We start from the raw sequence: 22,673 nt of genomic DNA, 5'->3' as shown, positions 1-22,673 counted from the left end.
CCGCGCTTAGCCGACGGTGAACGTCTCCGTGGTCGTTCGTGCGCCGTTGAGCGTCACCGAGATCTCGTACTCGCCCGGCTGGTCGGGGTTGTCGACCGCGGGGTAACGGACGACGACCGTGTCGTCCGCGTCGAGCGTGTAGTCCGTGTCGAGCGAGAGGGTGAACGAGTAGTCGTTGTTGTTTACGCCGCTGATCGCGCTCTCGTTGAACTCCCGATCGACGTCGCCGTCGCCGTTCGTATCGACGCCGAACGTCACGTCCCCGTGACTGACGCTGTCGACGGTGAAGTGCTCACGGGGATACTCGACGGTCAGCGACTCCCACTCGCTCCCGGCGTCGGACTCGTCGGCGGAGAACCTGACCGTGTGTTCGACGTCAGATGCGCCGGTCGAGGCGTCCGCGGCGACGACGCCGTCCGCCTCGGTCGCGCCACCGTCGCCGGCGGACCCACCGCCGGGCGCCGCCGAGCAGCCGGCCAACGATACCAGAACCGCGAGCGTCACGACCGCGATGGCTCGTCGCACGGTCCGGCCACTCGGGAGCTACGACGTGAAAGCCTTGTGAACCCCGACTGTCGGCCGTGAGTCGGATCGTTGAACCCGGTTCCGATCCATCCCCTCGGCATGACAGTCCTCGATTCGCTTCCGTCCCGTCCGCTCCGTTCGTCAGAGTTACAGGCGCTTCGCGACGCCGACAGCGTCACCGAGGCCGCACCCCTCGGTGTCGATGACGACGACATCCGCGCGCTCGCGGTGCAGGCGGGCGAGACGATCCACGGCCTCGGGTACGACCCCGACGCCGGTTGGACGGTGGTCGACAGTCGCGAAGCCGGCGACCCTGAGGACCTCGCGGCGGTGCGCGACGCGCTGAAGAGTTGGGAGGCGAAGCGCGCCGCCGTCGACGCCGAGGGGTGAACCTGCGGCGAACACGCTCCACTCGCCACGACCGCTATCGTCTTGACACGAGATTGTCGTCCGTTACCCGGTTCGGATCCGAACTGCTAAACCCCCGGACGAGTATTGAGTGACATGGCAGTCGAAGAGTCGCAGGCGGCGGAGTCCGTGGAGTCGCTCGACGCCGGGCCGTGTCCGGTCGTCGACGCGCTCGAACAGGTCGGGTCGAAGTGGCGACTCGTGGTGCTGCACGACCTGCTGGACGGCGAGAAGCGGTTCAACGAACTGAAGCGATCGACGGACGCGAGCGCGCGGACGCTCTCGCGGGTGCTCGACGACCTCCGGGAGACGGGGTTCGTCGCGAAGCGCATGGAGCCGGACGCCCCCGTCGCGACGTACTACTCGCTGACCGAGAAGGGGGAGTCGCTGTCGGTCGTCTTCGATGAGGTGGAGTCGTGGGCCGGCGAGTGGCTCGACACCTGTACAGAGTAGTCGCTGACGCGGTCGCGGCTCCGACACCGGTTCCGGTCTCGGCTTCGATCTCGGTTCCGCGTTCGCCTCCCCGATCCGTCGCCAGTCGACCGGATCGCGGGGGTTTATTCGCCCGCCCCACGCGGGCCGATCCGATGACGCGATGAGCGGCGACGACGATCCGCACGCGAGCCGGGGCGCCGACGCCGACGACGGTGGCGCCGTCGAGGCCGCCGCCACACCCGGCGTCGGCCCGGCGTTCGAGACTGAACACGTCGTCGGCGTCGGCGATGCGCGCGCGCTCCCTCTCCCCGACGAGTCGGTCGACCTCGTCGTCACCTCGCCGCCGTACCCGATGGTCGAGCAGTGGGACGACCTCTTCGCCCGACTGGATCCCGGGGTCGGCGAGGCCCTCGAGGCGGCACGATCGGGCGGCGACAACGACGCCGACGCGGCCGCCGAGCGGGCGTTCGACGCGATGCACGGGGCGCTCGCGCCCGCGTGGGACGAGATCGCCCGGGTGCTTTCTCCCGGCGGCGTCGCCTGCGTCGACGTCGGCGACGCGACCCGCTCGGTCGGCGGTCGGTTCCGCCTGTGGGACAACGCGACCCGGGTCGCGGACGCGCTCTCGGCGGCAGGCCTCGACCGCCTGCCGGGCGTGCTGTGGGGCAAGCCGACGAACTCGCCGACGAAGTTCATGGGGAGCGGGACGCTCCCGCCGAACGCCTACGTCACGCTCGAACACGAGCACGTGCTCGTGTTCCGGAAGGGCTCGCGCCGCTCGTTCGACGCCGGCGACCCAGCGCGCTACGCGTCGGCGTTCTTCTGGGAGGAGCGCAACCGCTGGTTCTCTGACGCGTGGGACGACCTCCGCGGGGTCGACCAGTCGCTCGACGCGGGCGACGCCCGCGACCGGTCGGCGGCGTTCCCGTTCGAACTACCCTACCGCCTGATCAACATGTACTCGACGTACGGCGACCGCGTGCTCGACCCCTTCTGGGGGACCGGCACGACGACGTTGGCGGCGATGGCCGCCGGCCGCGACTCCGTCGGCGTCGAGCGCGACCCGGACCTGGTCGAGTCGTTCGACGGCGACGCGGCACGTGCGCCGGCCCTCTCGCGCGAGCGGGGACGCCGCAGGCTCCGAGAACATCGGGCGTTCGTCGCCGAGCGCGACGAGCGGCCCGGCTACGACGCGACCCACTACGACGTTCCGGTGGTGACGAAGGCTGAACGCGACATCCGGCTGTACGAAGCGATCGCGGTCGACTCGACGGCCGGCGGCTATCGGGTGAGACACGAGCCGATCGAGTCGGCGACGGAGTGAGTCGCCGGCGGCGTGGATCGCGCCGGACGACTCGCCGAGTCAGAACAGGCCGAGCGTCAGCGAGCCGGCGCCGAACAGGCCGAGCGTGACGAGCAGTCGGCCGACGCTGCCGACGAACGTCGCGAGCGCGAACCGCCAGTAGTCGCGTTCGAGCACGGCGAACGCGTAGATCGAGATCGTGTCCGGGAAGAACGGCACCGACAGCGCGATCGCGAGCCCCGCGTAGCCGTACCGACGCGCCAGCTCCGCGGTCGTGCTCTCGGACCACTCGATCACGTCGAAGCGGGAGCGCCGAAGCCACCTGATGATGGGTCCGGACTGCTTCGCCTCCTGCCCGATGTGGAACGCGAACACGGAGCCGGCGGCCTTCCCGAGCCCGGAGACGAGCATGATCACGGAGAGTTTCGCCCACGTTGGGAGCCCCAGATCCAAGGGCGCGAGAAGGACGACCTCGCTCACGCCCGGGAGCGCGAACGCGATGAGGAACGAGTAGACGAAGATGATCCCCAGCCCGGTCCAGCCGGTCGCGGTCTCCACGAGCCGCGTGAGCCACCCGAAGTCGGGCCACCACGACGGCTCGCTCGCCAGCGGGACCGCGGCGCCGAGGGGGGAGATCGCGTCGCCGAGCGGGAGCAGTCCGACGGACGCCGCCGTGGCGACGGCGTCGACCGTCGTCGGCGTCGCCAGCGCGGCGGGGGCGGGGACCGGGAGCACGTTCGAACCGGAGGGACAGCGGAGAATAAGTTCGGTGGTTCCCGGCGAAGGCCGATCCGGGAGGACCCGACCGATCTACCGTCGCTCGTCGAGGTCGTCGAGAAACGCCGACAGCGACTCCCGGGTGACGTGGGGCATGACCACCACGCGGGCCTCGCCGGCGCCGGTGCGCGAGAGGCGCCAGCCGCGCTCGCGGAGGGACTCGAACGTGGGTCGGGGGAGGTCGAACGCGACGAGCGGAAGCTCCGGCTCGACGACCGCGATCCCGCGGCCGCGCAGTTCGTCCGCGAACCACGCGGCCAGGTCGCTCGCGCGTTCGTGCTCGCGGCGATAGCCGTCGGGCCACAGCGCGTCCGCGGCCGCGGCCGCGCTGGCGACGCCGGCGCCCGATCGGGTGCCGGTGAGGCTCGCCTGCGAGGCGGTCTCCAGATACGGCGTCTCGATCCCGAGCGCGTCCAACGCCGCCGGGTCGCGCGCGAGTAGCCCCCCAGCCGGCACCGCCGCGCGGCCGACCTTGTGGGGGTCGATCGTCACCGTCTCGACGCCGTCGACGGCGAACGCCCAGTCGTGGCCCGAGAAGGGGAGGTGGAAGCCGCCCCACGCGGCGTCGACGTGGAGCGGAACCCCCGCGTCGACCGCCAGGTCCGCGAGCGCTGGGATCGGGTCGACGCGGCCGTACTCCGTGGACCCCGCGACGGCGACGACCAGTGCCGCGTCGTCGTCGAGCGCGGCGGCGACGGCGTCCACGTCGGCGCGGCCGTCCCCGTCGGTCGGGACGGTTCGAAGCTCCACGTCGAGCACCGACGCCGCCTTGTGGAAGCTGAAGTGGGCCGACTCGGGGGCGACGACGATCGGGTCGTCGGTGTCGGCGCGCTCCCGTGCCGAGCGTACTGCCTGGATGTTGGACTCGGTGCCGCCTGCGGTGACGTAGCCGTGTGACGAGCTGTCGAAATCGGCGGCTCCCCCGGCGTCCGTGAGTCCGGTTATCTCCGCGAGCGCGCCGACGGCCTCGCGCTCCAGTTCGGCGATCGTCCCGTAGGTCGCCGGGTCGCCGGGGTTGGACGCGAGGAAGCGCTCAGCGGCCCGCCGCGCCGCGGGATGCGGCTCCGTGCACATCGAGGAGAGCACGCGGTCGAACGACTGGGGGCGGCGCTCGGCGGCGGACGGCTGCATTGCCCCGAAGACGGTGGGTGCGAGAGTTAGGGGTTGCGCTTTCGGGTGCGGGGCGTCCCGGAACCGGTCAGCGCACGTCGTCGAGGATCAGCTTCTGCTCGGTGCGCTTGACCTCGTGTTGCACGTCGCGGACGGCGTCGATGTTCGCGGAGATGCTGGTGACGCCCTCCTCGACGAGGAAGTCGACCATCTCCGGCTTCGAGCCGGCCTGCCCGCAGATGCTCGTGTCCACGTCGAGCTCGCGACACGTCTCGATCACGTCGCCGATGAGCGTGAGCACCGTCGGGTGGAGCTCGTCGAACCGGTCGGCGACGTTGCTGTTGTTGCGGTCGACCGCGAGCGTGTACTGCGTGAGGTCGTTCGTGCCGAAGGAGGCGAAGTCGATGCCGCACTCGGCCAGCTCCTCGATGGCGAGCGCGCTCGCGGGCGTCTCGATCATCACGCCCCAGCGGCGCTTCACGGGGTCGATGCCGACGGCCTCCATGTGGCGCTTGGCGGCCTCCACGTCCGCGGCGTCGTTCACCAGCGGGAGCATCAGCTCGACGTTGTCGTACCCCATCTCGTAGAGGCGCTTGAACGCCGTCAGCTCCTGCCGGAACACGTCCGTCTTGTCGAGCGAGCGGCGGATCCCCCGCCACCCCATCATCGGGTTGTGTTCGTTCGGCTCGCCCTCGCCGCCCTCGAGCTCGCGGAACTCGTCGGTGGGCGCGTCGAGCGTCCGCGCGCGGACGGGTCGCGGGTAGAACTCCTCGGCGACCTCGCGGATGCCGTCGACGAGCTCCTCGACGTACGCGTCGGCGCCGTTGTCGGCGATGTACTTCTCGGGGGTGACCCCCAGCGACAGCACCATGTGCTCGATCCGCAGCAGGCCGACGCCGTCGGCGCCGGTCGCGGCCGCTCGCTCGGCGGCCTCGGGGATGGAGACGTTCACCTTCACCTCCGTAGCGGTCATCGGCTTGACCGGCGTCTCGGGGCGGACCGCCTCGACGGGTTCGTACTCCTCCTCCTCCTGGGTCGCGCGCCCCTGGCGGATCGTCCCCTTGTCGCCGTCGATGGTGACGACCTGCCCGTCCGAGAGCGCGCTCGTCGCCGAGCCGGTGCCGACGACCGCCGGCACGCCGAGTTCCCGGGAGACGATGGCGGCGTGGCTGGTCATGCCGCCCTCGTCGGTGACGATCCCGACGGCGCGCTTCATCGCGGGCACCATGTCCGGCATCGTCATCTCGGTGACGATGATGTCGCCCTCGGCGACCTGATCGAGGTGGTCGAGCTTCGTGACGATCCGGACCTCGCCGGAGACGATGCCCGGGGAGGCGCCGAGGCCGCGGAAGAGCACGTCGTCGTCCTCCGTGCCGCCGCCCGCCTTCGCCCCTGTGCCCGACCCGTCGGCGTCGATGGCGTCGGTCGCCGCGGCCGCCCGCTCCGTGCTCGACGGGGTCGTTCCAGCCCCGTCGGCCGAGTCGGAGATGGTCGTGATCGGGCGCGACTGGAGCATGTACACCTCCCCGTCGTAGACGGCCCACTCCACGTCCTGCGGGTTCCCGTAGTGGTCCTCGACCCGTCGGCCGAGCTCGACGAGCCGCTCGATCTCCCCGTCTGAGAGCACCCGGGCCTCGCGCCGGTCCTCGGGCACGTCGCGCGTGACCGTCTCGCCCGTCTCGGGGTCCTTCTCCATCAGGATCTTCTTGTCCGCGACGGTGACCTCGTCGACCGTCGCGGTCTCACGGTCGACCACGTAGTTGTCCGGGGAGACGGAGCCGGAGACGACGGCCTCGCCGAGCCCCCACGCGGCCTCGATGATGATCTCGGGCTCGCCCGTCGAGGGGTGGGAGGTGAACATCACGCCGGACTTCTCTGCGTCGACCATCCGCTGGACGACGACCGCGATGTCGACCTCCGAGTGTGGGAACCCCTGCCGCTGCCGGTAGTAGATGGCGCGCTGGGAGAACAGCGACGCCCAGCACTCCTTCACGCGCTCCAGCAGGGCCTCCTCGCGGACGTTGAGGAACGTCTCCTGTTGGCCCGCGAAGGAGGCGTCGGGGAGGTCCTCCGCCGTCGCCGACGAGCGGACCGCGACGAACGCCTCGTCGCCGTCGTCGCCCATCGTCCGGTAGGCGTCGAGGATCTCCTCGCGCACCGACTCGGGCAACTCCGTCCCGAGAATGAGGTCCCTGGCGGTCTCCTCGGCCTCGCGCAGCGCCGCGGAGTCCTCGGGGTCGATGTCCATGGCGGCGAACAGCTCCTCGTCGATGCCCGCCTCCTCGATGAACGTCCGGTAGGTGCCCGCGGTCACCACGAACCCCGGCGGAACCGGCAGGCCGGCGGCGGTCAGCTCCCCCAACGAGGCGCCCTTCCCGCCGACGGTGTCCAGGTCGTCGGCGGAAACGTCGTCCAGCCAAAGTACAGCCATTTCGTGTCTGAAGGGACCGAGGACGGGACCAAGAAGGTATCGACCGACGCAACGGTGTGGAAGTCTATACTCGGTTATGAGTACCTCTAGACGGAGTTATCGGCGTCTGGTCGACGTCCCGATCTGTCGGCGTCCCGCCCGGACCGCCGCCGTCTGCTCCGCACGAATCGCGGGGTTTTCGACGGTTCGTCTCCGAGACGATGTGTGAGCGATCCCCCCGGAACCGAAACCGGAGCCGCCGCGGACGAACGGCCCGAGGAGCCGTACCTCGCGGCGGCGGCCGCCGACCGCTGGGACGTGCTCCGGTACGAGGAGGAACCCGAGCCTGTCCGCCGCGCCGTCCCCGCCGGCGCCGGCTCCGCGATCGTGACGACGTACGAACGTCGGGCGCGCTCCCGTCGCCGCCTCGTGCTCGCGCTCGTCCCGATCGCGGCGGTCGGATTGCCCGCCGCGGGCTGGTTGCTCGCGGGCACGCTCGGGATCGCGGTCGGCGCCGTCCTCGCGGTCGTCACGGCCGCGGTGATCGTTCGCCGCCACGTCGGCGAGGACGCGGAGGAACGGACCGACGTTCCCGAGGTCGTCGACGCCAGCGCTGACGGGGCGACCGCGCGCTCGTACGGCCTGGAGAACGAGGCGACGATCGCCGAGGCCGAGGCGTACCTCGACGAGAACCCGCGGGAGGCGCCCGACTTGTCCCCCGAGGAGGCGCTGGACGCGGCACAGCAGTGACAGTTCCGAGCCAAGATTTCTTCACCCGGGTCTCTCAAAAACGCCGATCTTCGAGATGATCGCAAGACGGCAGCCGGAATCGGAGCGGAACGTCAGACTTCGATGATCTCGTCGTCGTCGCTCTCGGGAACCCGGATCTCGCCCTCGAACGCGGTCACGGTGTCGCCGCCGACGACCGGCGCGCCGCCGTCGCCGGCGCCGGGACGTACGTGAACCCGTCCCGGGCGATCGACGTAGTGGCCCTGCTCGAAGACCAGTTCCTCGGGCGTTCCGTCGTCGCCGCCGGCGCCTCCGTCGCCGGTCGTGCCGGCATCCGACCCCGGAACGCCGTCGGTGTCGCCGCCGCTGAACGCGGCGAAGTGGTCGAGGTAGGCGCCGCAGGCGCCGCTCGCGGTTCCGGTCACGGGGTCCTCGTCGATGCCGAGGCCGGGAACGAAACACCGACCGTGGGCCGTGGAGTCGGGGCCGAGGGCGTCGAACGTGAACGCGTACACGCCGGCGACGTCGTGCTCGTCCGCGAGCGCCTCGACGGCGTCGAAGTCCGGCGTCATGTCGCCGACGTGCTCGAGGAAGTTCACCGGGACGACGAGGAACGGCAGCCCCGAGGAGGCGTACGCGACGGGGAGTTCGGCGCCCACGTCGCGGAACGACTCGCTGTCGACGCCGAGCACGTCGCCGAGCCGGTCGTAGTCGACCTCGACCTCGAACACCGCCGGCGGGTTCTGCGTCATCCACACCCGGCCCTCCTCGGTCACCTCGATCTCGATGACGCCGACGTTCGTCTCCAGCGAGTGCGTCCCCGCGTCGATCGCGCCCGTCTCGAACAGGCGAGCGTGGGAGGCGATCGTCGCGTGGCCGCACAGGTCGACCTCCGCGGTCGGCGAGAAGTAGCGCACCCGACGGTCGGCATCGCTCGAGGGCCGGAGGAACGCCGTCTCGCTGGCGCCCAGCTCGTTCGCGATGGCCCGCATCTGGTTCGCGTCGAGGCCGTCGGCGTCGGGGACGACGCCCGCGACGTTGCCCGCGAGCGGCTCGGTGGTGAACGCGTCGACGAGCGCGGCGTCGCGGCGGTCCCCGTCGGACGCGCCGGTTGGTTCGGTCATGCAGTCGTCTGTGGCCGGGCGCGACAAAACACCACGTGGTTCGGCGGGTATCGTTCCCGCTCGGACGACTCCCGCTCCGGCGATCGAGCGAGTCGACCACTGTCCGTCCCACGTCTCCGATTCCCGCCGGAGTCTGGCGGTTTCTCTCCGCCTATCCGTCGGTGACGCCGCCGTGATCCCGGTGGACGGCGTCGCCCTCGTCGGCCAGCACCGGCCCCGCGGCGACCACGTCGCTGCCGAGGCGCTCGTACACCTCCGCGGAGGGGAGACACGAGTCCGAGCCGTACAGTTCGGCGCCGCGCTCGGCCGAGGTTGCGTGGACGACGGCGCCGAGGCCGACGTGGGCGATGCCGCCCGCGCACATCGGGCACGGCTCGGTGCTGGTGTACATGATCAGGTCCCGTCGCTGCGCGGGCGAGAACTCCCGGGCTGCGCGGTGGGCGAGCGTCAGCTCCGGGTGTCGACGCACGTCGTCCTCCGTGTTGACGGCGTTGCGCTCGGTCATCACGATCTCGTCGTCCGCGGCGTGCACGAGCACGGACCCGTACGGGTCGTCGCCGCGCTCGGCTGCGCCCCGGGCCAACTCGATCGCCTCGCGGACGTGCTCCTCGTGGCTGAGTCCGGCGAAGCGGTCCGGCAGGGATTCGAGTGAGAGTGTCATACCGGGAGATGGCCGCCGGGGATGGTGTAGCTGTCGGCGACGCGCCCCGACACGACTAAACGCCCGGTCCGACACCCACCGGGTATGAGCGAGATCCACGAGGGACAGCGGGTGGCCGTGTTGGCCGACTCGCAGAACCTCTATCACTCCGCGCAGAGCGTCTACTCCAGGAACGTCGACTACTCGAAGATGCTGGAGAAGGCCGTGATGGGACGGCAGCTCACCCGGGCGATCGCGTACGTGATCCGCGCTGACTCGCCCGACGAGGAGACGTTCTTCGAGGCCCTGCGCGACATCGGGTTCGAGACGAAGATCAAGGAGATCAAGACGTTCGGCGACGGGTCGAAGAAGGCCGACTGGGACGTGGGGATCAGCCTCGACGCCGTGACGCTCGCGGACCACGTCGACACGGTCGTGCTGTGCACCGGTGACGCCGACTTCTCACGCCTGTGTACGCACCTCCGACACGAGGGCGTCCGCGTCGAGGTCGTCGCCTTCGAGGAGTCGGCGGCGGCGGACCTGAAGGAGGCGGCCGACTCCTTCATCGACATGAGCGAGCGCGAGGAGACGTTCCTGTTATGAGCGGCGACGCGACGCTCGCGGACCTCCGGACGGTCGCGGACTACCAGTTCGGCGCGGGCGCGGGCGAGGCGCTGTTCCCGGCGGACGAGGACGTGACCGTCCGGCGCTCGACGAGCGGGCGCCCCCGGCAGGTCACCTGCGACGACGGGCGGATCGTGTCGTACCTGACGGACGGTCGATTCACCCTCGGCATCGAGGGCGGCAGACGGCTCCGATCGGCGCTGCCGCACCCCGAGTACAGCGTCGTCGTCGGCGACGAATCGGCGCCGTTCGTGCGCGACGGGAAGAACGTGTTCGCGAAGTTCGTCGGCGACGTGGGCGAGTCCGTCCGCCCGCGCGACGAGGTCGTCGTCGTGCACGAGGACGACACCGTGCTCGCCGTCGGTCGGGCGGAGCTGGCGGCCGCAGAGATGCGCGACTTCTCCTCGGGGATGGCGGTGAAGGTTCGTTCGGGCGCCGGAGCCGAATAACCAGACCGCAGATCACCCGACTGCGGCTCGATTCGGAGCGTACGTTTCCAACTCGCCCGGTCACGCGAGGACGACGACCAGCCAACCGGCTAGCGCGCCGCCGTTGACGAACGGCAGGCCCGCGTGGACGCCGCGGACACGGTGGACGAGCACCTGGAGCGCGGCGAGACCGACGAGCGACCCGAGAAGCGGCGCGGCCGCGGCGAGCGACCCCGGCGCTCCGACCCCGACGCTCGCGGTCAGCATCGCGGGGAACAGCGCGTCGCCCGCGCCCAGAAGCGTCGCCGCGGGCGTCCCCTCGCCGGTGACAGTCGCGTTCGCGTCGTCGTAGCCGTCGTCGGTCGGGACGACGAACATCGACGGTACCCGGAGGTCGGCGCTCGCGTCGGCCATGTCGAGCATGTGGCCCGAGCCGTACACCGCGTAGGCGTCGTAGCCGGCCGCGAGCACCAGCGCGCCGGCGGCGTACGCCGGGGCGAGGCTCGCGCCGAACAGCGCGGCGCCGCCGGCGACGCCGACGACCGCGACCGCGTTGCGGACGGCCGGGCGGGGGACGCGCCACGCGAGGAGGGTTCCCGCCGCCGCGGCGACGGCGCCGGCGAGCGAGCCCAGAAACGCCGAGAGTGCGAACCACTGGGCGGCGCCGAGCGACACGAGCATCACCCCGCGAACGAGGCGGCGACTGGCGCCGTACCGGACCACCGCCAACGAGAGAACGGTGCCGACGACGAGACCGAGGACCAGCGGGACGAGCGCGTCGCCGCCGCTCCCGTAGCTGACGCCGGAGCCGGCGAGCCGCGGGGCCGCCGCGAGCGCGAGCAGTTGGACCGCGAGGAACAGGACGCCGACCCCGACGGCGCCGCGGACGCGAGGGTCTCGGCGGGCGCGCGTCAGGTTCCCGACGACGGGGGGATCGGTCACGGGAGCGCGCTCACAGGTACCTCGCGACCCCGAGCGCCTGCGCGAGCGGGACGCCCGCGAGGACCGAGCCGAGCAGGTAGCCGCCGATGGCGCCGCCGTTGAGCAGGGGAAGTCCGGCGTGCGGGCGACCCTTCAGCACCATCCGCAGGAGGACGCCGAGGCCGACGAACGTCCCGACGATGGCCAACAGCGTCGGCAGCCCCATCGCGGGGACGACCGGGAGCCCGAACGCCGGCGCGGGCGACCAGAACGCCGCGGAGGCGGCCATCACCGCGGGCATCACCGCGTCGCCGAGGCCGATGAAGAAGACGTCCCGCTCGTCCTCGTCCGTGCCCTCCGTGGCGCCCTCGGTCGATCCCTCGTCGAGCAGCGAGTAGGACCACTCCAGCGGGATGACGAGCACGACGGGGATGTTGAGGTCGAGGACGCCCTCCGCGAGGTCGAGCATGTGCTCGGTGCCGTACACCGAGATGGCGTCGTACACCGCGAGCACCGTCAGGAGGACGATCGCCGGCAGGAGGCCGAAGGAGATGCCGAACAGCCCCGCGGCGCCGGCGCCCATCAGCGCCCCCGCGGCGTCGATGACGTACCACTCGGGGTACGCGAGCAGGGCGACGGCAACGAGTCCGGCGGCGACGACTGCGACGGTCCCGGGGAGGAACACCGAGAAGACGTACCACGAGAGCATCCCCGAGGAGCCGACGATGACCAGCCGGACCGCCCAGTCGAAGTCGTACTTGAACGCCGCGAGCATCAGCGCCGTGACGACGAGGATGGCGCCGAGGTAGAGCCCGGAGTTCGTGGGGTCCTGCGGGTCCTCGACGGTCTGGTAGCCGGCCGCCTCGAACGTGGGCGCCAACGAGACGGCGCCGACGTGGACGACGAGGAACAACAGCCCCGCGAGGAGGACGCCGCGGACTGCGCGAGTCTTCATCGCCCGCCGGTAGGGGTGGCCCGCGTTTGGTGGTTGTGGTTCCGAGCGAACCGCGTCGCCGGGCGTGACCGGTTCGGTCCCAGTCGGTCGCAGTTCGATCCCGGTCCGCTCCGGCTCGGTCCCGGTTCGGCCTACCCGTGCCGCTCCGGCGACATGTCCGGGACCGTCGGTCGGAGGGTTCCGATGAGGAGCGCGCCGGTCATCTCGACGAACATCGCCGCCAGCGCGAGGGCGAACGTCGTGAGGGCGAGAGCGACCAGCGACTCGAACGCGAGACCCTCGGCGACGAGCGCCACCGCGAGGGCGAGGAGTTGGACTGCGAGCAGCGAATTCAAGTGGTTCATTTCGTGTTCGGTCCTCGGAGCCGCACGGCATAAGGCCGTGCGCGAGCCGTGACACCGAACGATCCGGTGTCACGGTTCCCGGTAGCCCGGCCCACGATATCGTCGGTGGAACGCCGAGACCGCCCCCGACTCACACGCCACCCGATCTTCGGCAACGTGACACCAAGTCGGATCCATTCAGAAGCGGGATCGAACGGAGGGGGCACCCTCACACCCGAATCCGGCCGTAGCTGAGAAGGAGGACGAAGGAACTGTAAAGCCCGTCCTCGCTGTGCGTGCTAGTCATTGTCATGTCAACCTGTGGTAACAATCGGCGGTCCACCGTGCTCGCGGTAGAGGGCACGGCGGCCGCGGCGGGGGGACGGGAACCAGTCGATCTCACACCGAGCGCGGGTCGAACGGATCGAGCCGTCGGAGTCGAACGGACACCCCGCCGGCCACAGTCCGGGGTGAGCGATGGCTGAACGCGGGCACTCACGGCGGACCGCCGTGGGGAGAGTGCTGGTCGCACTCGTCGCGCTGACGGTGGCGACGAGTGCGGCGTTCGTCGGGAGCGGCGCGGCGATGACCCAGGACCGTGCCGACACGGACTCGCTCGCGTCACCGAACCCGATCGCGTTCTCGACGGCGTCACCGGACGTACTGGCGACGGCGTCACCGGAGACTTCGGCGACCACGAGCCTCCGGGATCGTGCCGATCCCGCCACGGTTCAGGAGTCACGGGAGGCCGCCGCGGAACGGGGCGTGGAGGAGGGCGCCGAACTGGCCCGACGGCAGGGCGCGACGGTCACGCGGGCGCAGCGAGCGGCCGCGAAGGAAGCCGTCGCCGACGTGGTGCGTCGGCATCGGGACGCGAACCTCGACCAGATCCAGCACGCGGCGCGCGGCGCGGCACACGGCGCGCTGCTGCAGTCGCAGTCGGCCAACGCGACCCAGATACGGACGGCGGTCGCCGGGAGCGTCGACGGCGCACTGAGCCGGTCGCACTCGGCCAACGTGACACAGCTCCAGGGCGCGTCGTACGGTGCGGCGCACGGATCGATCGCGCAGGCCCAGCGCGTCTCGCTGACGCAGGTACAGCACGCAGCCGCGGGGGCCGCCTCCGGCGCCGCCAAGGGCGCGGCCGATCGGGGCGTCTCGGACGTCTCGAAGATCCAGGAGGCGGCCCAGGGCGGGGCGTACGGAGCGCTCGAACGCGACGGGAAGTCCGAGAAGACCCGTGCCGCCGCCGAGGGCGGCGCGGAGGGCTCCCTCCAACAGCGTCAGCGGGCGAACGTGAAGCAGGTACAGGTGGCGGCGTTGGGCGGCGCGAAGGGCGCCATCTCCCAGAGCCAACGGGCGACGGTCAGGCAGGTTCACGCGGCGGCCTACGGCGGGGCCGCCGGGGGGATCTCCCAGAGCCAGACGGTCACCATCGAGCAGATACAGATCGCGGCCGCTGGCGCGTCCTCGGGCGCGCTCTCCCAGAGCCAGTCGGCGAGCGTCACACAGATCCAGTCGGCGGCCAGGGGGGCCTGCCGGGGCGTCCTCGGTCAAGTGACGCAAGTGCAGGTCGTCAACGTCGTTCAGATACAGGTCATCGTGCAGGTCGCGGCCGCCGAGACCACGAAGGAGGCGGCCGCGGACGGAGAGGACCGCCCGCACGAGATCTACAGGCACGGGAGAACGAAGGGCAAGGACAAGTACGTCTCGCCCGGCGACGCCGACCGCGACGGCCTCTCGGACGACCAGGAGCGACTCATCAGCACCGACCCGACCGACGCCGACACCGACGGGGACGGCCTGAACGACGGGACCGAGGTGCTCGTCACGGGGACCGACCCGCGCGACCGGGACACCGACGGCGACGGCATCGACGACGGCGACGAGATCGATCTCGGGACCGACCCAACGCGGGCCGATACGGACCGCGACGGCATCGACGACGGCGACGAGATCGAGAGGGGTTCCGACCCGCTGGACCCGAACGACCCGAGCGAGACCGACGGCGACGGGGACGGGCTAACGCTCGCCGAGGAGCGCGAGCTCGGAACCGACCCGGACGACGCCGACACCGACGGCGACGGGCTGAGCGACGGGACGGAGGTCGACTCGTACGGCTCGAACCCGCTCGATCACGACACCGACAACGACGGACTGAGCGACGGGACGGAGGTCGACCTCGGGACGGACCCGACGGACCCCGACACCGACGGCGACGGCCTCACCGACTCGGCGGAGGTCGACCGCGGAACCGACCCGACCGACGCCGACGACCCGGCACCCCCGGATCCTGACGGTGACGGCCTGGGGACCGCCCAGGAGGAGCGGATCGGTACCGACCCGAACGATCCCGACACCGACGGGGACGGCCTGGACGACGGGACCGAGGTGACCGTCACGTTCACCGACCCGACCGACGCCGACACCGACGGCGACGGCATCGACGACGGCGACGAGGTCGAGAACGGTTCCGACCCGCTCGACGTGAACGACCCGAACCCGATCGACGCCGACGACGACGGCCTCCCGGACGAGGCGGAGGAGGCGCTCGGGACCGACGTCACGAACCCCGACACCGACGGCGACGGCTACCTCGACGGGACCGAGGTCGACGACGGGACGGACCCGCTCGACCCCGACGACCCGCCGCGGGTCCGGTCGCTCGGGGTCGCCACCGACTGCGAGAACGTCACCGTCACCAACCGGAACAGCGTCCCCGTGACGGTGACCGTCACCGGAGCCGACGGCACCGAGCAGTTCGGGCTCGCATCGGGCGAAACCCGGCAGGTCGTGCGGGCGGACGGCGAGTACAGCCTCTCGGCGAGCACCGGCGACGGGACGGCGGTGCCGCTGGGCGCCGAGAACGAGTCCGAACTCGTCGTGACCGTCGAGGAGTGCCCGGCGGTCGCACGGAGCCTCACCGTCGTCGAGCGCGAGGAGAACGTCTCGGTCACCAACCCGAACGACGGTCCGGTCACCGTCACCGCGACCGACGAAGCCGGGACGGTTCAAACCGAGACGGTGACCACGAACGAGACCGAGACGCTGTCGCTGACGCCCGGGAACTACACGCTCACCGCGCTGACCGAGGCGGGCGAGACTGCCCCCCTCAACGGCGAGCGGACGCTGAACGTCTCCGTCGCCCCGCCGCCCGGTCACGCGATCCTCGAGGCGTCCGTCGAGAACGCCACGCTCACGGTCTCGAACCCCTCCGACGCGAACGCGACGACGAACCTGTCCGACGGTGCGGGCGAGAACGAGTCGTTCGTCGTCCCCCCGGGGGAGACGGTGAACGCGTCGGATCTGGCGCCCGGCGACTACACGCTCGTCGCGACCGGCGAGGGGAACGCGACGGCCTCGATCAACGGGGCCGAGTCGTTCACGTTCTCCGTCCGGGAAGCCACGTCGCCGCCGGCGGAACTCGTGTCCGTGAACGCGACCATGGATACCCAGTCGCTGACAGTCGAGAACCCGAACGACCTCGCCGTCACGCTCGACGCGACGAACGAGACGGGCGCGAACCGCTCGCTCTCGGTTCCTGCCAACGGAACCGCGAACCTGACCGATCTCGCTCCCGGCGAGTGGACCGCGACGGCGGCCACCGAGGACGGCCGACAGGTCCTCGTCAACGGCAGCGAGACGTACACGTTCACCGTCGAGGCGGCCGCCCCGGACGCATTGGAGTCGCTGAACGCGACGGTGGTGAACGCGACGCTCACGGTCGACAACCCGAACGACATCGCCGTCACGGTCAACGCGACGAACGAGACGGACGCGAACCGGACGCTCGACGTTCCGGCCGTCGGCTCCGGGACGCTCGACGCCCTTCCGGCGGGTAACTACAACGCTACCGCCGAGACCGAGGACGGACGAACGCTCGCGATCAACGGGACCGAGCGCTTCGCGTTCTCGGTGCTGGCGTCGGTGAACGCGACCGTCGACAACCAGTCGCTCTCGGTCGAGAACCCCAACGATGTCGCCGTCACGGTCGACGTGACGAACGAGACGGACGCGAACCGCTCGCTGTCGGTGCCCGCCAACGGAACCGCGAACCTGACCGATCTCGCGCCCGGCGACTGGAACGCGACGGCGACCGCCGAGGACGGGCGGACCGTCCGCATCAACGGCAGCGAGAGGTTCCCGTTCACCGCCGTGGCGCCCGCGACGCCGCTCGAATCGCTCGCCGTCGTCGTCGGGGACGAGACGTTCAGCATCGAGAACCCGAACGCCCTCCCCGTCTCCGTGACGGTCGCCGACGAGTCCGGTCCGGTCGAACTGCGGACGGTCGGCGCCGGCGAGAACGTGACCGTCGCGGGACTCGCGCCCGGGGACTACACGGTGACCGCGTCGACCGAGGACGGGCGGGAGGTACCCGCCAACGGCAATGAAACGTACGCGCTGACCCTTGCGGGTCCCGCGACGACGCCCACCACGACGGCGACTGAGACGGGTACCGCAACCCCGACTGAGACAGCCACCGCGACAGCTACGGAGACAGCCATCGCTACCGCGACGGCAACTGGAACAACCACGGAGACAGCTGCTGAGACGACCACCGCGACCGGTACCGAGACGGCTACTGCAACCGCTTCGGACACTGCCGAGACTGGAACAGGGACTGGGACGGCCAACGAAACTGGACCGACCTCGACGTTCGTGACGGCCGAGGCCGCCATCGACGCGGGGGCCCAGGGGATGATCTGGGGAGCGCCGCTCTCGCTGCTCGGACTGATCGGCCTGCTGTTCGGTCGGCCGCGGCGCTGACCGTTCCCCAGTCAGTGTTCGGTACGATTCTCCCGTGGAATCGGGCCCGGTCGCCCGACAGCAACGCGATCGAGGCGTCCCCGTCTGTTCTCGGACCCGGTGATTCGATATAGCGTGGAGTGGTTTATCGGCTGTCGATCGAGAACCAGCCGGAGAGGACTTGATTCTCCAGATATTTGCCGTTTCGAGCCCCAATTCGTGTCATCTACCCGTCTGACGCGGGTTTATACGCATGCGGGCACGTCCCCGTGTATGGGAAATCGGGTCGAGGATCTCGAGACGCAGGTCGCAGAGCTGCAGGCGGCCGTCGACGGGCTGACGGAGGAACTGGTCGAGGCCAAGGAACGCATCTCGCAGTTGGAGCAGGCGACGGAGGTCGAGGAGGAGTCGACGCCTGACCGCAACCCGAACGCCGAGTTCGTCCCGAACGAGTCGGCGACGAACGGCGCCGCCGACGACGAGGGCACCATGGCCGACGACGAGGGCGCGGCCCAGAAGGCGGCCCGCGGCGCCGACGGGGAGACGCCCGAGGAGTCGGACTCCTCCGACGACGACTCCGACGACATCATCGTCGCGTAACGGCCACCGACGCGTAACCGAGCCCGCGGCGCCGCCGGATCGCGGCGGCACGACGGGTACCACACCACGTTCCACCACGCATGCACATCACGGAACTCGTACTGGACAACTTCAAGAGCTTCGGACGGCCGACGCGGATCCCCTTCTACGAGGACTTCACGGTCATCACCGGGCCGAACGGCTCGGGCAAGTCAAACATCATCGACGGGGTGCTGTTCGCGCTGGGGCTCGCGCGCACTCGCGGCATCCGCGCGGAGAAGCTCACCGACCTCATCTACAACCCCGGCTTCGAGGATGGCGAGGGACCCTCCGGCGACCGCGAGGCGAGCGTCGAGGTCGTCCTCGACAACTCGGAGGGGACGCTCGACCGCTCGCAGGTCGTCAGCGCCGCCGGCAGCGACGACGTCGGCGACGCCGACGAGATCACCATCAAGCGTCGGGTGAAGGAGACCGACGACAACTACTACTCGTACTACTACCTCAACGGCCGCTCGGTCAACCTCTCTGACATCCAGGACCTGCTCGCGCAGGCCGGCATCACGCCGGAGGGGTACAACGTCGTCATGCAGGGCGACGTGACCGACATCATCAACATGACGCCCCACGAGCGCCGGGGGATCGTCGACGAGATCGCCGGCGTCGCCGAGTTCGACGCCAAGAAGGAGGACGCCTTCGGGGAGCTGGAGACGGTCGAGGAGCGCATCGACGAGGCCGACCTCCGCATCGAGGAGAAGGAGGACCGCCTCGACCAGCTCGCGGACGAGCGCGAGACGGCCCTCCAGTATCAGGACCTCCGCGACGAGAAGCAGGAGTACGAGGGCTACCTGAAGGCCGCCGAACTGGAGGACAAGCGGGAGGACCTCGCCGGCACCCGCGAGTCGATGGAGTCCCGCGAGGAGGAACTCGAGGACATCCGCGCGGAACTCGACGAGCGACAGGCCCGCGTCGACGATCTGGAGGACGACCTCGACGAGATCAACCGCGAGATCGAGCGCAAGGGCGAGGACGAGCAGATCGCCATCAAGGCGGAGATCGAGGAGATCAAGGGCGACGTCTCCCGGCTCGAGGGGAAGATCGAGAACCAGCGCGAGCGCATCGAGGAGGCCGAGACCGAGCGGCGCGACGCCTTCGTCGCCATCGACAAGAAGAGCGAGGAGATCGAGGAGTTCGACTCGGAGATCCGCGAGACGAAAGTCGAGAAGGCGAACCTGAAGTCGACGCTCAAATCGAAGCAGACCGAGCTGGCGGACGTTCAGGCCGAGATCGACAGCGTCGACACCGAGTTCGACGAGCTGAAGGCCGAGCTGGCCGACAGGAAGGAGTCGCTGGAGGAGCTGCGCTCCGAGAAGAACGAACTCCAGCGCGAGAAGGACCGCCTGCTCGACGACGCTCGCCGGCGCTCGAACGAGATCGGCGACGTAGAGGACGAGCTGCAGGAGACGCGTGAGGCGATCCCGGAGCTGAACGAGCGCGTGTCGAACCTCCACTCCGAGCTCGACAAGGCCGAGAAGAACAAGGCCAACATCGACGGCGTTATCGAGGACCTCCGCGCCGAGCGGGAGGAGTTCCAGGAGGAACTCGACGGGGTCGAGGAGGAGATCCGCGAGAAGCAACAGGAGTACTCCAAGCTGGAGGCTCGAGCCGGCGACTCCGGCGACACCTCCTGGCCCCGCGCCGTGACGACGGTGACGAACGCGGAGTTCTCGGGGGTCCACGGACCCGTGGGCGAACTCGCGTCGGTGCCCGGCGAGTACGCGAAGGCGTGTGAGACCGCCGCCGGCGGCCGGCTCGCGAACGTGGTCGTCGATGACGACGGCGTCGGCTCCGACTGCATCGACTACCTGAAGCAGCGTAACGCCGGACGTGCGACGTTCCTCCCGATCACGGAGATGGACGAGCGCGGGCTCCCGTCGCTGCCGAACGACCCCGGCGTCGTCGACTTCGCGCGAAACCTCGTCGACTACGACTCCGAGTACGAGGGTATCTTCTCGTACGTGCTCGGGTCGACGCTCGTCGTCGAGGACATGGACACCGCCCGGCACCTCATGGGTAATTACCGGATGGTGACGCTGGACGGCGACCTCGTGGAGAAGTCCGGCGCGATGACCGGCGGCTCGGGCGGCGGCTCCCGGTACTCCTTCTCGAAGTCCGGGAAGGGGAAGCTGGAGCGCGTCGCCGAGGAGATCCACGACCTAGAGGACGAGCGCCAGCGGATCAAAGCGGAGATCGCCGACGTCGACGACGATCTGGAGGACGCCCGCTCGCGAGCCTCCGACGCCGCCGAGAAGGTGCGCGACATCGAGTCCGACATCGAGCGCGCCGAGGAGAAGCTCGAGGAGAAGGAGGGACGGATCGGCGAGTTGGAGGAGCGCCTCGATGAGCTGCGCGAGGAGCGCGAGTCCGTCGACGAGGAGATGACGGCCCTCGACGACGAGATCGAGACGGCCGACGAGGAGATCGAGACCATCGAGGCGGATATCGAGGAGCTGGAGGCCGAGTTGGCCGACTCGAAGATCCCGGAGCTGTCGGCGCGAGCCGACGAGATCCGGGCGGAGATCGACGACCTCGAGGACCGGATGGACGACCTCGACGGCGAGCTGAACCAGCTCCAGTTGGAGAAGCAGTACGCGGAGGACGCCGTCGACGACCTCCACGAGACCGTCGAGGAGGCGCAGTCGAAGAAGGCGGACGCCGAGGAGCGGATCGACGAGTTCGAGGAACGGATCGACGAGAAGGAGGCGTCGCTGGAGGAGAAGCGGGACGCCATCGCCGAGCTGGAGGACGAGCTCGCGGACCTCAAGGAGGAGCGCGAGTCCGTCAAGGAGTCGTTCCACGAGGCGAAGGCCGAGCGCGACGATCAGGAGAGCGAGGTCGAGCGCGTCGTCTCGAAGCTTGAGTCGCTGCGCGAGACAGCGGAGCGGCTGGAGTGGGAGATCGACTCGCTGGAGGAGCAGGTCGGCAGCTACGACCCCGAGGCGATCCCGGACCACGACACCGTCGAGTCCGAGATCGATCGGCTGTCCGGGGAAATGGAGGAACTGGAGCCGGTCAACATGCTCGCGATCGACGAGTACGACGACGTGCAGGCGGACCTGGAGGACCTTCAGGAGCGCCGCGACGTGCTCGTCGAGGAGCGCGAGGCGATCGAGGAGCGCATCGATCGGTTCGAGTCACAGAAGCGGGCGACGTTCATGGACGCCTTCGAGGCGATCGACGAGCAGTTCACCGAGATCTTCCAGCGGCTCTCCGCCGGGACCGGCGAGTTGGTGCTGGAGGACCCCGAGGACCCCTTCGAGGGCGGGCTGACGATGAAGGCGCAGCCGGCGGACAAGCCGGTCCAGCGCCTCGACGCGATGTCCGGCGGCGAGAAGTCGCTGACGGCGCTCGCGTTCATCTTCGCCATCCAACGGCACAACCCCGCGCCGTTCTACGCGCTCGACGAGGTCGACGCGTTCCTCGACGCGGTCAACGCCGAGCGCGTCGGCGAGATGGTCCACGACCTCGCGGGCGAGGCACAGTTCGTCGTCGTCAGCCACCGCTCGGCGCTGTTGGAGCGCTCCGAGCGGGCCATCGGCGTGACGATGCAGTCGGACAACGTCTCGGCGGTGACGGGGATCCAACTCGGCGACGACGGCGAGCCGGTGCCGGAGGTGCAGGCGGATGATTGAGGCGCCGGGCGACCCCGTTCCGGCCCCGTCCGACGGGACCGACGACGACGAGGTCGAGCCCGTCGAGGTGCTCGTCAGCCTCGCCGAGGAGGGCGAGATCGACCCGTGGGACATCGACGTGGTCGAGGTGACCGACGCGTTCCTCGAGCGACTCGACGAGGCCGACCTCCGGACCGGGGGACGCGCGCTGTTCTACGCGAGCGTCCTCCTGCGAATGAAGTCCGACGACATGCTCGCGGCCGACGACGAAGACGACCCCGAGGACGACCTCGAACCGTGGGAGCGCGCGTTCGAGGGGGACGCCGGGATGGTCGACGACGCCCCGATCGACGACGGCTTCGACCCCGTGAACGCGCTGGAGGACGAGATGGACCGGCGACTGGAGCGCAAGAGCACCCGCGGGTCGCCCGAGACTCTCGACGAGTTGGTCCGAGAGCTTCGGGAGGCCGAGCGGGAGACTCGGTGGAAGGAGTCGCGCGAGTACGACACCAGCGAGTCGCCGCGGGGGTTCTCTCGCGGGACGCAGACGCTGGAGTACCACGGCGCCGACGACCTCCGCCGCGAGGGCGAGCCCGGCGAGGACGACGTGACGGGGACGGCACACGAGGAGGACATCGAGGCGGTCATCGAGGACGTGCGCACGAGACTGCGCCCGCAGTACGAGCGCGGACGCAACGAGGTGCTGTTCCGGGAGGTCTCGGACGTGGGAAGCACCGCCGTGATGACGTACCTCGCGCTGCTGTTCCTCGCACATCGCGGGGAGATCACGCTGGAGCAGGACGACCTGTTCGGCGACCTGTGGGTGCGCGACGCCGGCGTCGTCGCCGCGGGCGACGAGGCGGTCGCGGACTGAGGGGCCGCATATCGTCAGCGAGCGGGTGCGACACTCGTTAGCTCGTCGGGTGCACCGTCGATCGAGGGGGTGGAAGGTCGTGCTGCGTACACGG

19 protein-coding genes are annotated in these 22,673 nt (G+C 70.1%); 10 read left to right on the top strand and 9 right to left on the bottom strand.

Going from position 1 to position 22,673, the window contains the following annotated elements; translation table 11 throughout:
* Positions 1 to 6 precede the first annotated feature (6 nt).
* On the bottom strand, positions 7 to 525 hold the full coding sequence (locus GRX01_RS09325; protein ID WP_201289555.1) for a hypothetical protein: 519 nt from the start codon (positions 523 to 525) through the stop codon (positions 7 to 9).
* Between the two features lie 99 nt (positions 526 to 624).
* On the opposite strand from GRX01_RS09325, the gene GRX01_RS09320 reads away from it, so the two are divergent.
* From GRX01_RS09320 to GRX01_RS09310, 3 genes are all read left to right on the top strand, one after another.
* Complete coding sequence (locus tag GRX01_RS09320; RefSeq protein WP_159666131.1) at positions 625 to 915, top strand: hypothetical protein; 291 nt, start codon at positions 625 to 627, stop codon at positions 913 to 915.
* 114 nt (positions 916 to 1,029) lie between these two features.
* Positions 1,030 to 1,386: a winged helix-turn-helix transcriptional regulator gene (locus tag GRX01_RS09315; protein WP_159666128.1), complete on the top strand. Its 357-nt coding sequence runs from the start codon at positions 1,030 to 1,032 to the stop codon at positions 1,384 to 1,386.
* 142 nt (positions 1,387 to 1,528) lie between these two features.
* The gene (locus GRX01_RS09310) at positions 1,529 to 2,692 is read left to right on the top strand and encodes a DNA-methyltransferase (protein WP_159666125.1); all 1,164 of its coding nucleotides are present in this window, start codon (positions 1,529 to 1,531) and stop codon (positions 2,690 to 2,692) included.
* Positions 2,693 to 2,731: 39 nt separating this feature from the next.
* Here the strand turns inward: GRX01_RS09310 and GRX01_RS09305 are convergent, their stop codons facing one another.
* The 3 genes from GRX01_RS09305 to ppsA all read right to left on the bottom strand — a co-directional run bounded on the left by GRX01_RS09305 (position 2,732) and on the right by ppsA (position 6,989).
* Complete coding sequence (locus GRX01_RS09305; protein ID WP_159666562.1) at positions 2,732 to 3,280, bottom strand: YqaA family protein; 549 nt, start codon at positions 3,278 to 3,280, stop codon at positions 2,732 to 2,734.
* Positions 3,281 to 3,481: 201 nt separating this feature from the next.
* The gene (gene mfnA, locus GRX01_RS09300) at positions 3,482 to 4,579 is read right to left on the bottom strand and encodes a tyrosine decarboxylase MfnA (protein ID WP_159666122.1); all 1,098 of its coding nucleotides are present in this window, start codon (positions 4,577 to 4,579) and stop codon (positions 3,482 to 3,484) included.
* 67 nt (positions 4,580 to 4,646) lie between these two features.
* Entirely contained in the window at positions 4,647 to 6,989 is a 2,343-nt protein-coding gene (gene ppsA, locus GRX01_RS09295) for a phosphoenolpyruvate synthase (protein ID WP_159666119.1), read from the bottom strand.
* A 204-nt stretch (positions 6,990 to 7,193) separates the two neighbouring features.
* On the opposite strand from ppsA, the gene GRX01_RS09290 reads away from it, so the two are divergent.
* Positions 7,194 to 7,718 (top strand): hypothetical protein, encoded by a 525-nt coding sequence (locus tag GRX01_RS09290; RefSeq protein ID WP_159666116.1) that lies wholly within the window; start codon positions 7,194 to 7,196, stop codon positions 7,716 to 7,718.
* 92 nt (positions 7,719 to 7,810) lie between these two features.
* On the opposite strand, the gene GRX01_RS09285 is transcribed toward GRX01_RS09290, so the two are convergent.
* Both GRX01_RS09285 and GRX01_RS09280 read right to left on the bottom strand, forming a co-directional pair.
* Positions 7,811 to 8,821: a PhzF family phenazine biosynthesis protein gene (locus GRX01_RS09285; protein WP_159666113.1), complete on the bottom strand. Its 1,011-nt coding sequence runs from the start codon at positions 8,819 to 8,821 to the stop codon at positions 7,811 to 7,813.
* Positions 8,822 to 8,972: 151 nt separating this feature from the next.
* Positions 8,973 to 9,482 carry a nucleoside deaminase gene (locus GRX01_RS09280; RefSeq protein WP_159666110.1) on the bottom strand — a complete coding sequence of 170 codons (510 nt, stop codon included), beginning with the start codon at positions 9,480 to 9,482 and terminating at the stop codon, positions 8,973 to 8,975.
* An 84-nt stretch (positions 9,483 to 9,566) separates the two neighbouring features.
* On the opposite strand from GRX01_RS09280, the gene GRX01_RS09275 reads away from it, so the two are divergent.
* A complete protein-coding gene (locus GRX01_RS09275; RefSeq protein ID WP_159666107.1) occupies positions 9,567 to 10,064 on the top strand; it encodes a LabA-like NYN domain-containing protein in 498 nt (165 codons plus the stop codon).
* On the top strand, positions 10,061 to 10,534 hold the full coding sequence (locus GRX01_RS09270) for a PUA domain-containing protein (RefSeq protein ID WP_159666104.1): 474 nt from the start codon (positions 10,061 to 10,063) through the stop codon (positions 10,532 to 10,534). Before GRX01_RS09275 ends, GRX01_RS09270 begins: the two co-directional genes overlap by 4 nt.
* 60 nt (positions 10,535 to 10,594) lie before the next feature.
* Here the strand turns inward: GRX01_RS09270 and GRX01_RS09265 are convergent, their stop codons facing one another.
* The 3 genes from GRX01_RS09265 to GRX01_RS09255 all read right to left on the bottom strand — a co-directional run bounded on the left by GRX01_RS09265 (position 10,595) and on the right by GRX01_RS09255 (position 12,733).
* A complete protein-coding gene (locus GRX01_RS09265; protein WP_159666101.1) occupies positions 10,595 to 11,455 on the bottom strand; it encodes a presenilin family intramembrane aspartyl protease PSH in 861 nt (286 codons plus the stop codon).
* Between the two features lie 10 nt (positions 11,456 to 11,465).
* Positions 11,466 to 12,389, bottom strand: a complete 924-nt coding sequence (locus GRX01_RS09260) for a presenilin family intramembrane aspartyl protease PSH (protein WP_159666098.1) — start codon at positions 12,387 to 12,389, stop codon at positions 11,466 to 11,468.
* A gap of 131 nt (positions 12,390 to 12,520) precedes the next feature.
* Positions 12,521 to 12,733 (bottom strand): hypothetical protein, encoded by a 213-nt coding sequence (locus GRX01_RS09255; protein WP_159666095.1) that lies wholly within the window; start codon positions 12,731 to 12,733, stop codon positions 12,521 to 12,523.
* 456 nt (positions 12,734 to 13,189) lie between these two features.
* Between GRX01_RS09255 and GRX01_RS19360 the strand changes: the two genes are divergently transcribed.
* The 4 genes from GRX01_RS19360 to GRX01_RS09235 all read left to right on the top strand — a co-directional run bounded on the left by GRX01_RS19360 (position 13,190) and on the right by GRX01_RS09235 (position 22,579).
* On the top strand, positions 13,190 to 17,479 hold the full coding sequence (locus GRX01_RS19360; protein ID WP_159666092.1) for a hypothetical protein: 4,290 nt from the start codon (positions 13,190 to 13,192) through the stop codon (positions 17,477 to 17,479).
* Between the two features lie 252 nt (positions 17,480 to 17,731).
* Complete coding sequence (locus GRX01_RS09245) at positions 17,732 to 18,058, top strand: DUF7518 family protein (RefSeq protein WP_159666089.1); 327 nt, start codon at positions 17,732 to 17,734, stop codon at positions 18,056 to 18,058.
* A gap of 80 nt (positions 18,059 to 18,138) precedes the next feature.
* Positions 18,139 to 21,726, top strand: a complete 3,588-nt coding sequence (gene smc / locus GRX01_RS09240; RefSeq protein ID WP_159666086.1) for a chromosome segregation protein SMC — start codon at positions 18,139 to 18,141, stop codon at positions 21,724 to 21,726.
* The gene (locus GRX01_RS09235) at positions 21,719 to 22,579 is read left to right on the top strand and encodes a segregation and condensation protein A (protein WP_159666083.1); all 861 of its coding nucleotides are present in this window, start codon (positions 21,719 to 21,721) and stop codon (positions 22,577 to 22,579) included. The genes smc and GRX01_RS09235 overlap by 8 nt, the downstream gene beginning before the upstream one ends.
* Positions 22,580 to 22,673 lie beyond the last annotated feature (94 nt).

Origin of the sequence: Halobaculum saliterrae (assembly GCF_009831625.1) — an archaeon.
GTDB classification, from domain to species: Archaea; Halobacteriota; Halobacteria; order Halobacteriales; family Haloferacaceae; genus Halobaculum; species Halobaculum saliterrae.
The sequence above is the reverse complement of the archived record's forward strand: the minus strand, read 5'-3'. Positions and strand labels throughout refer to the sequence as shown.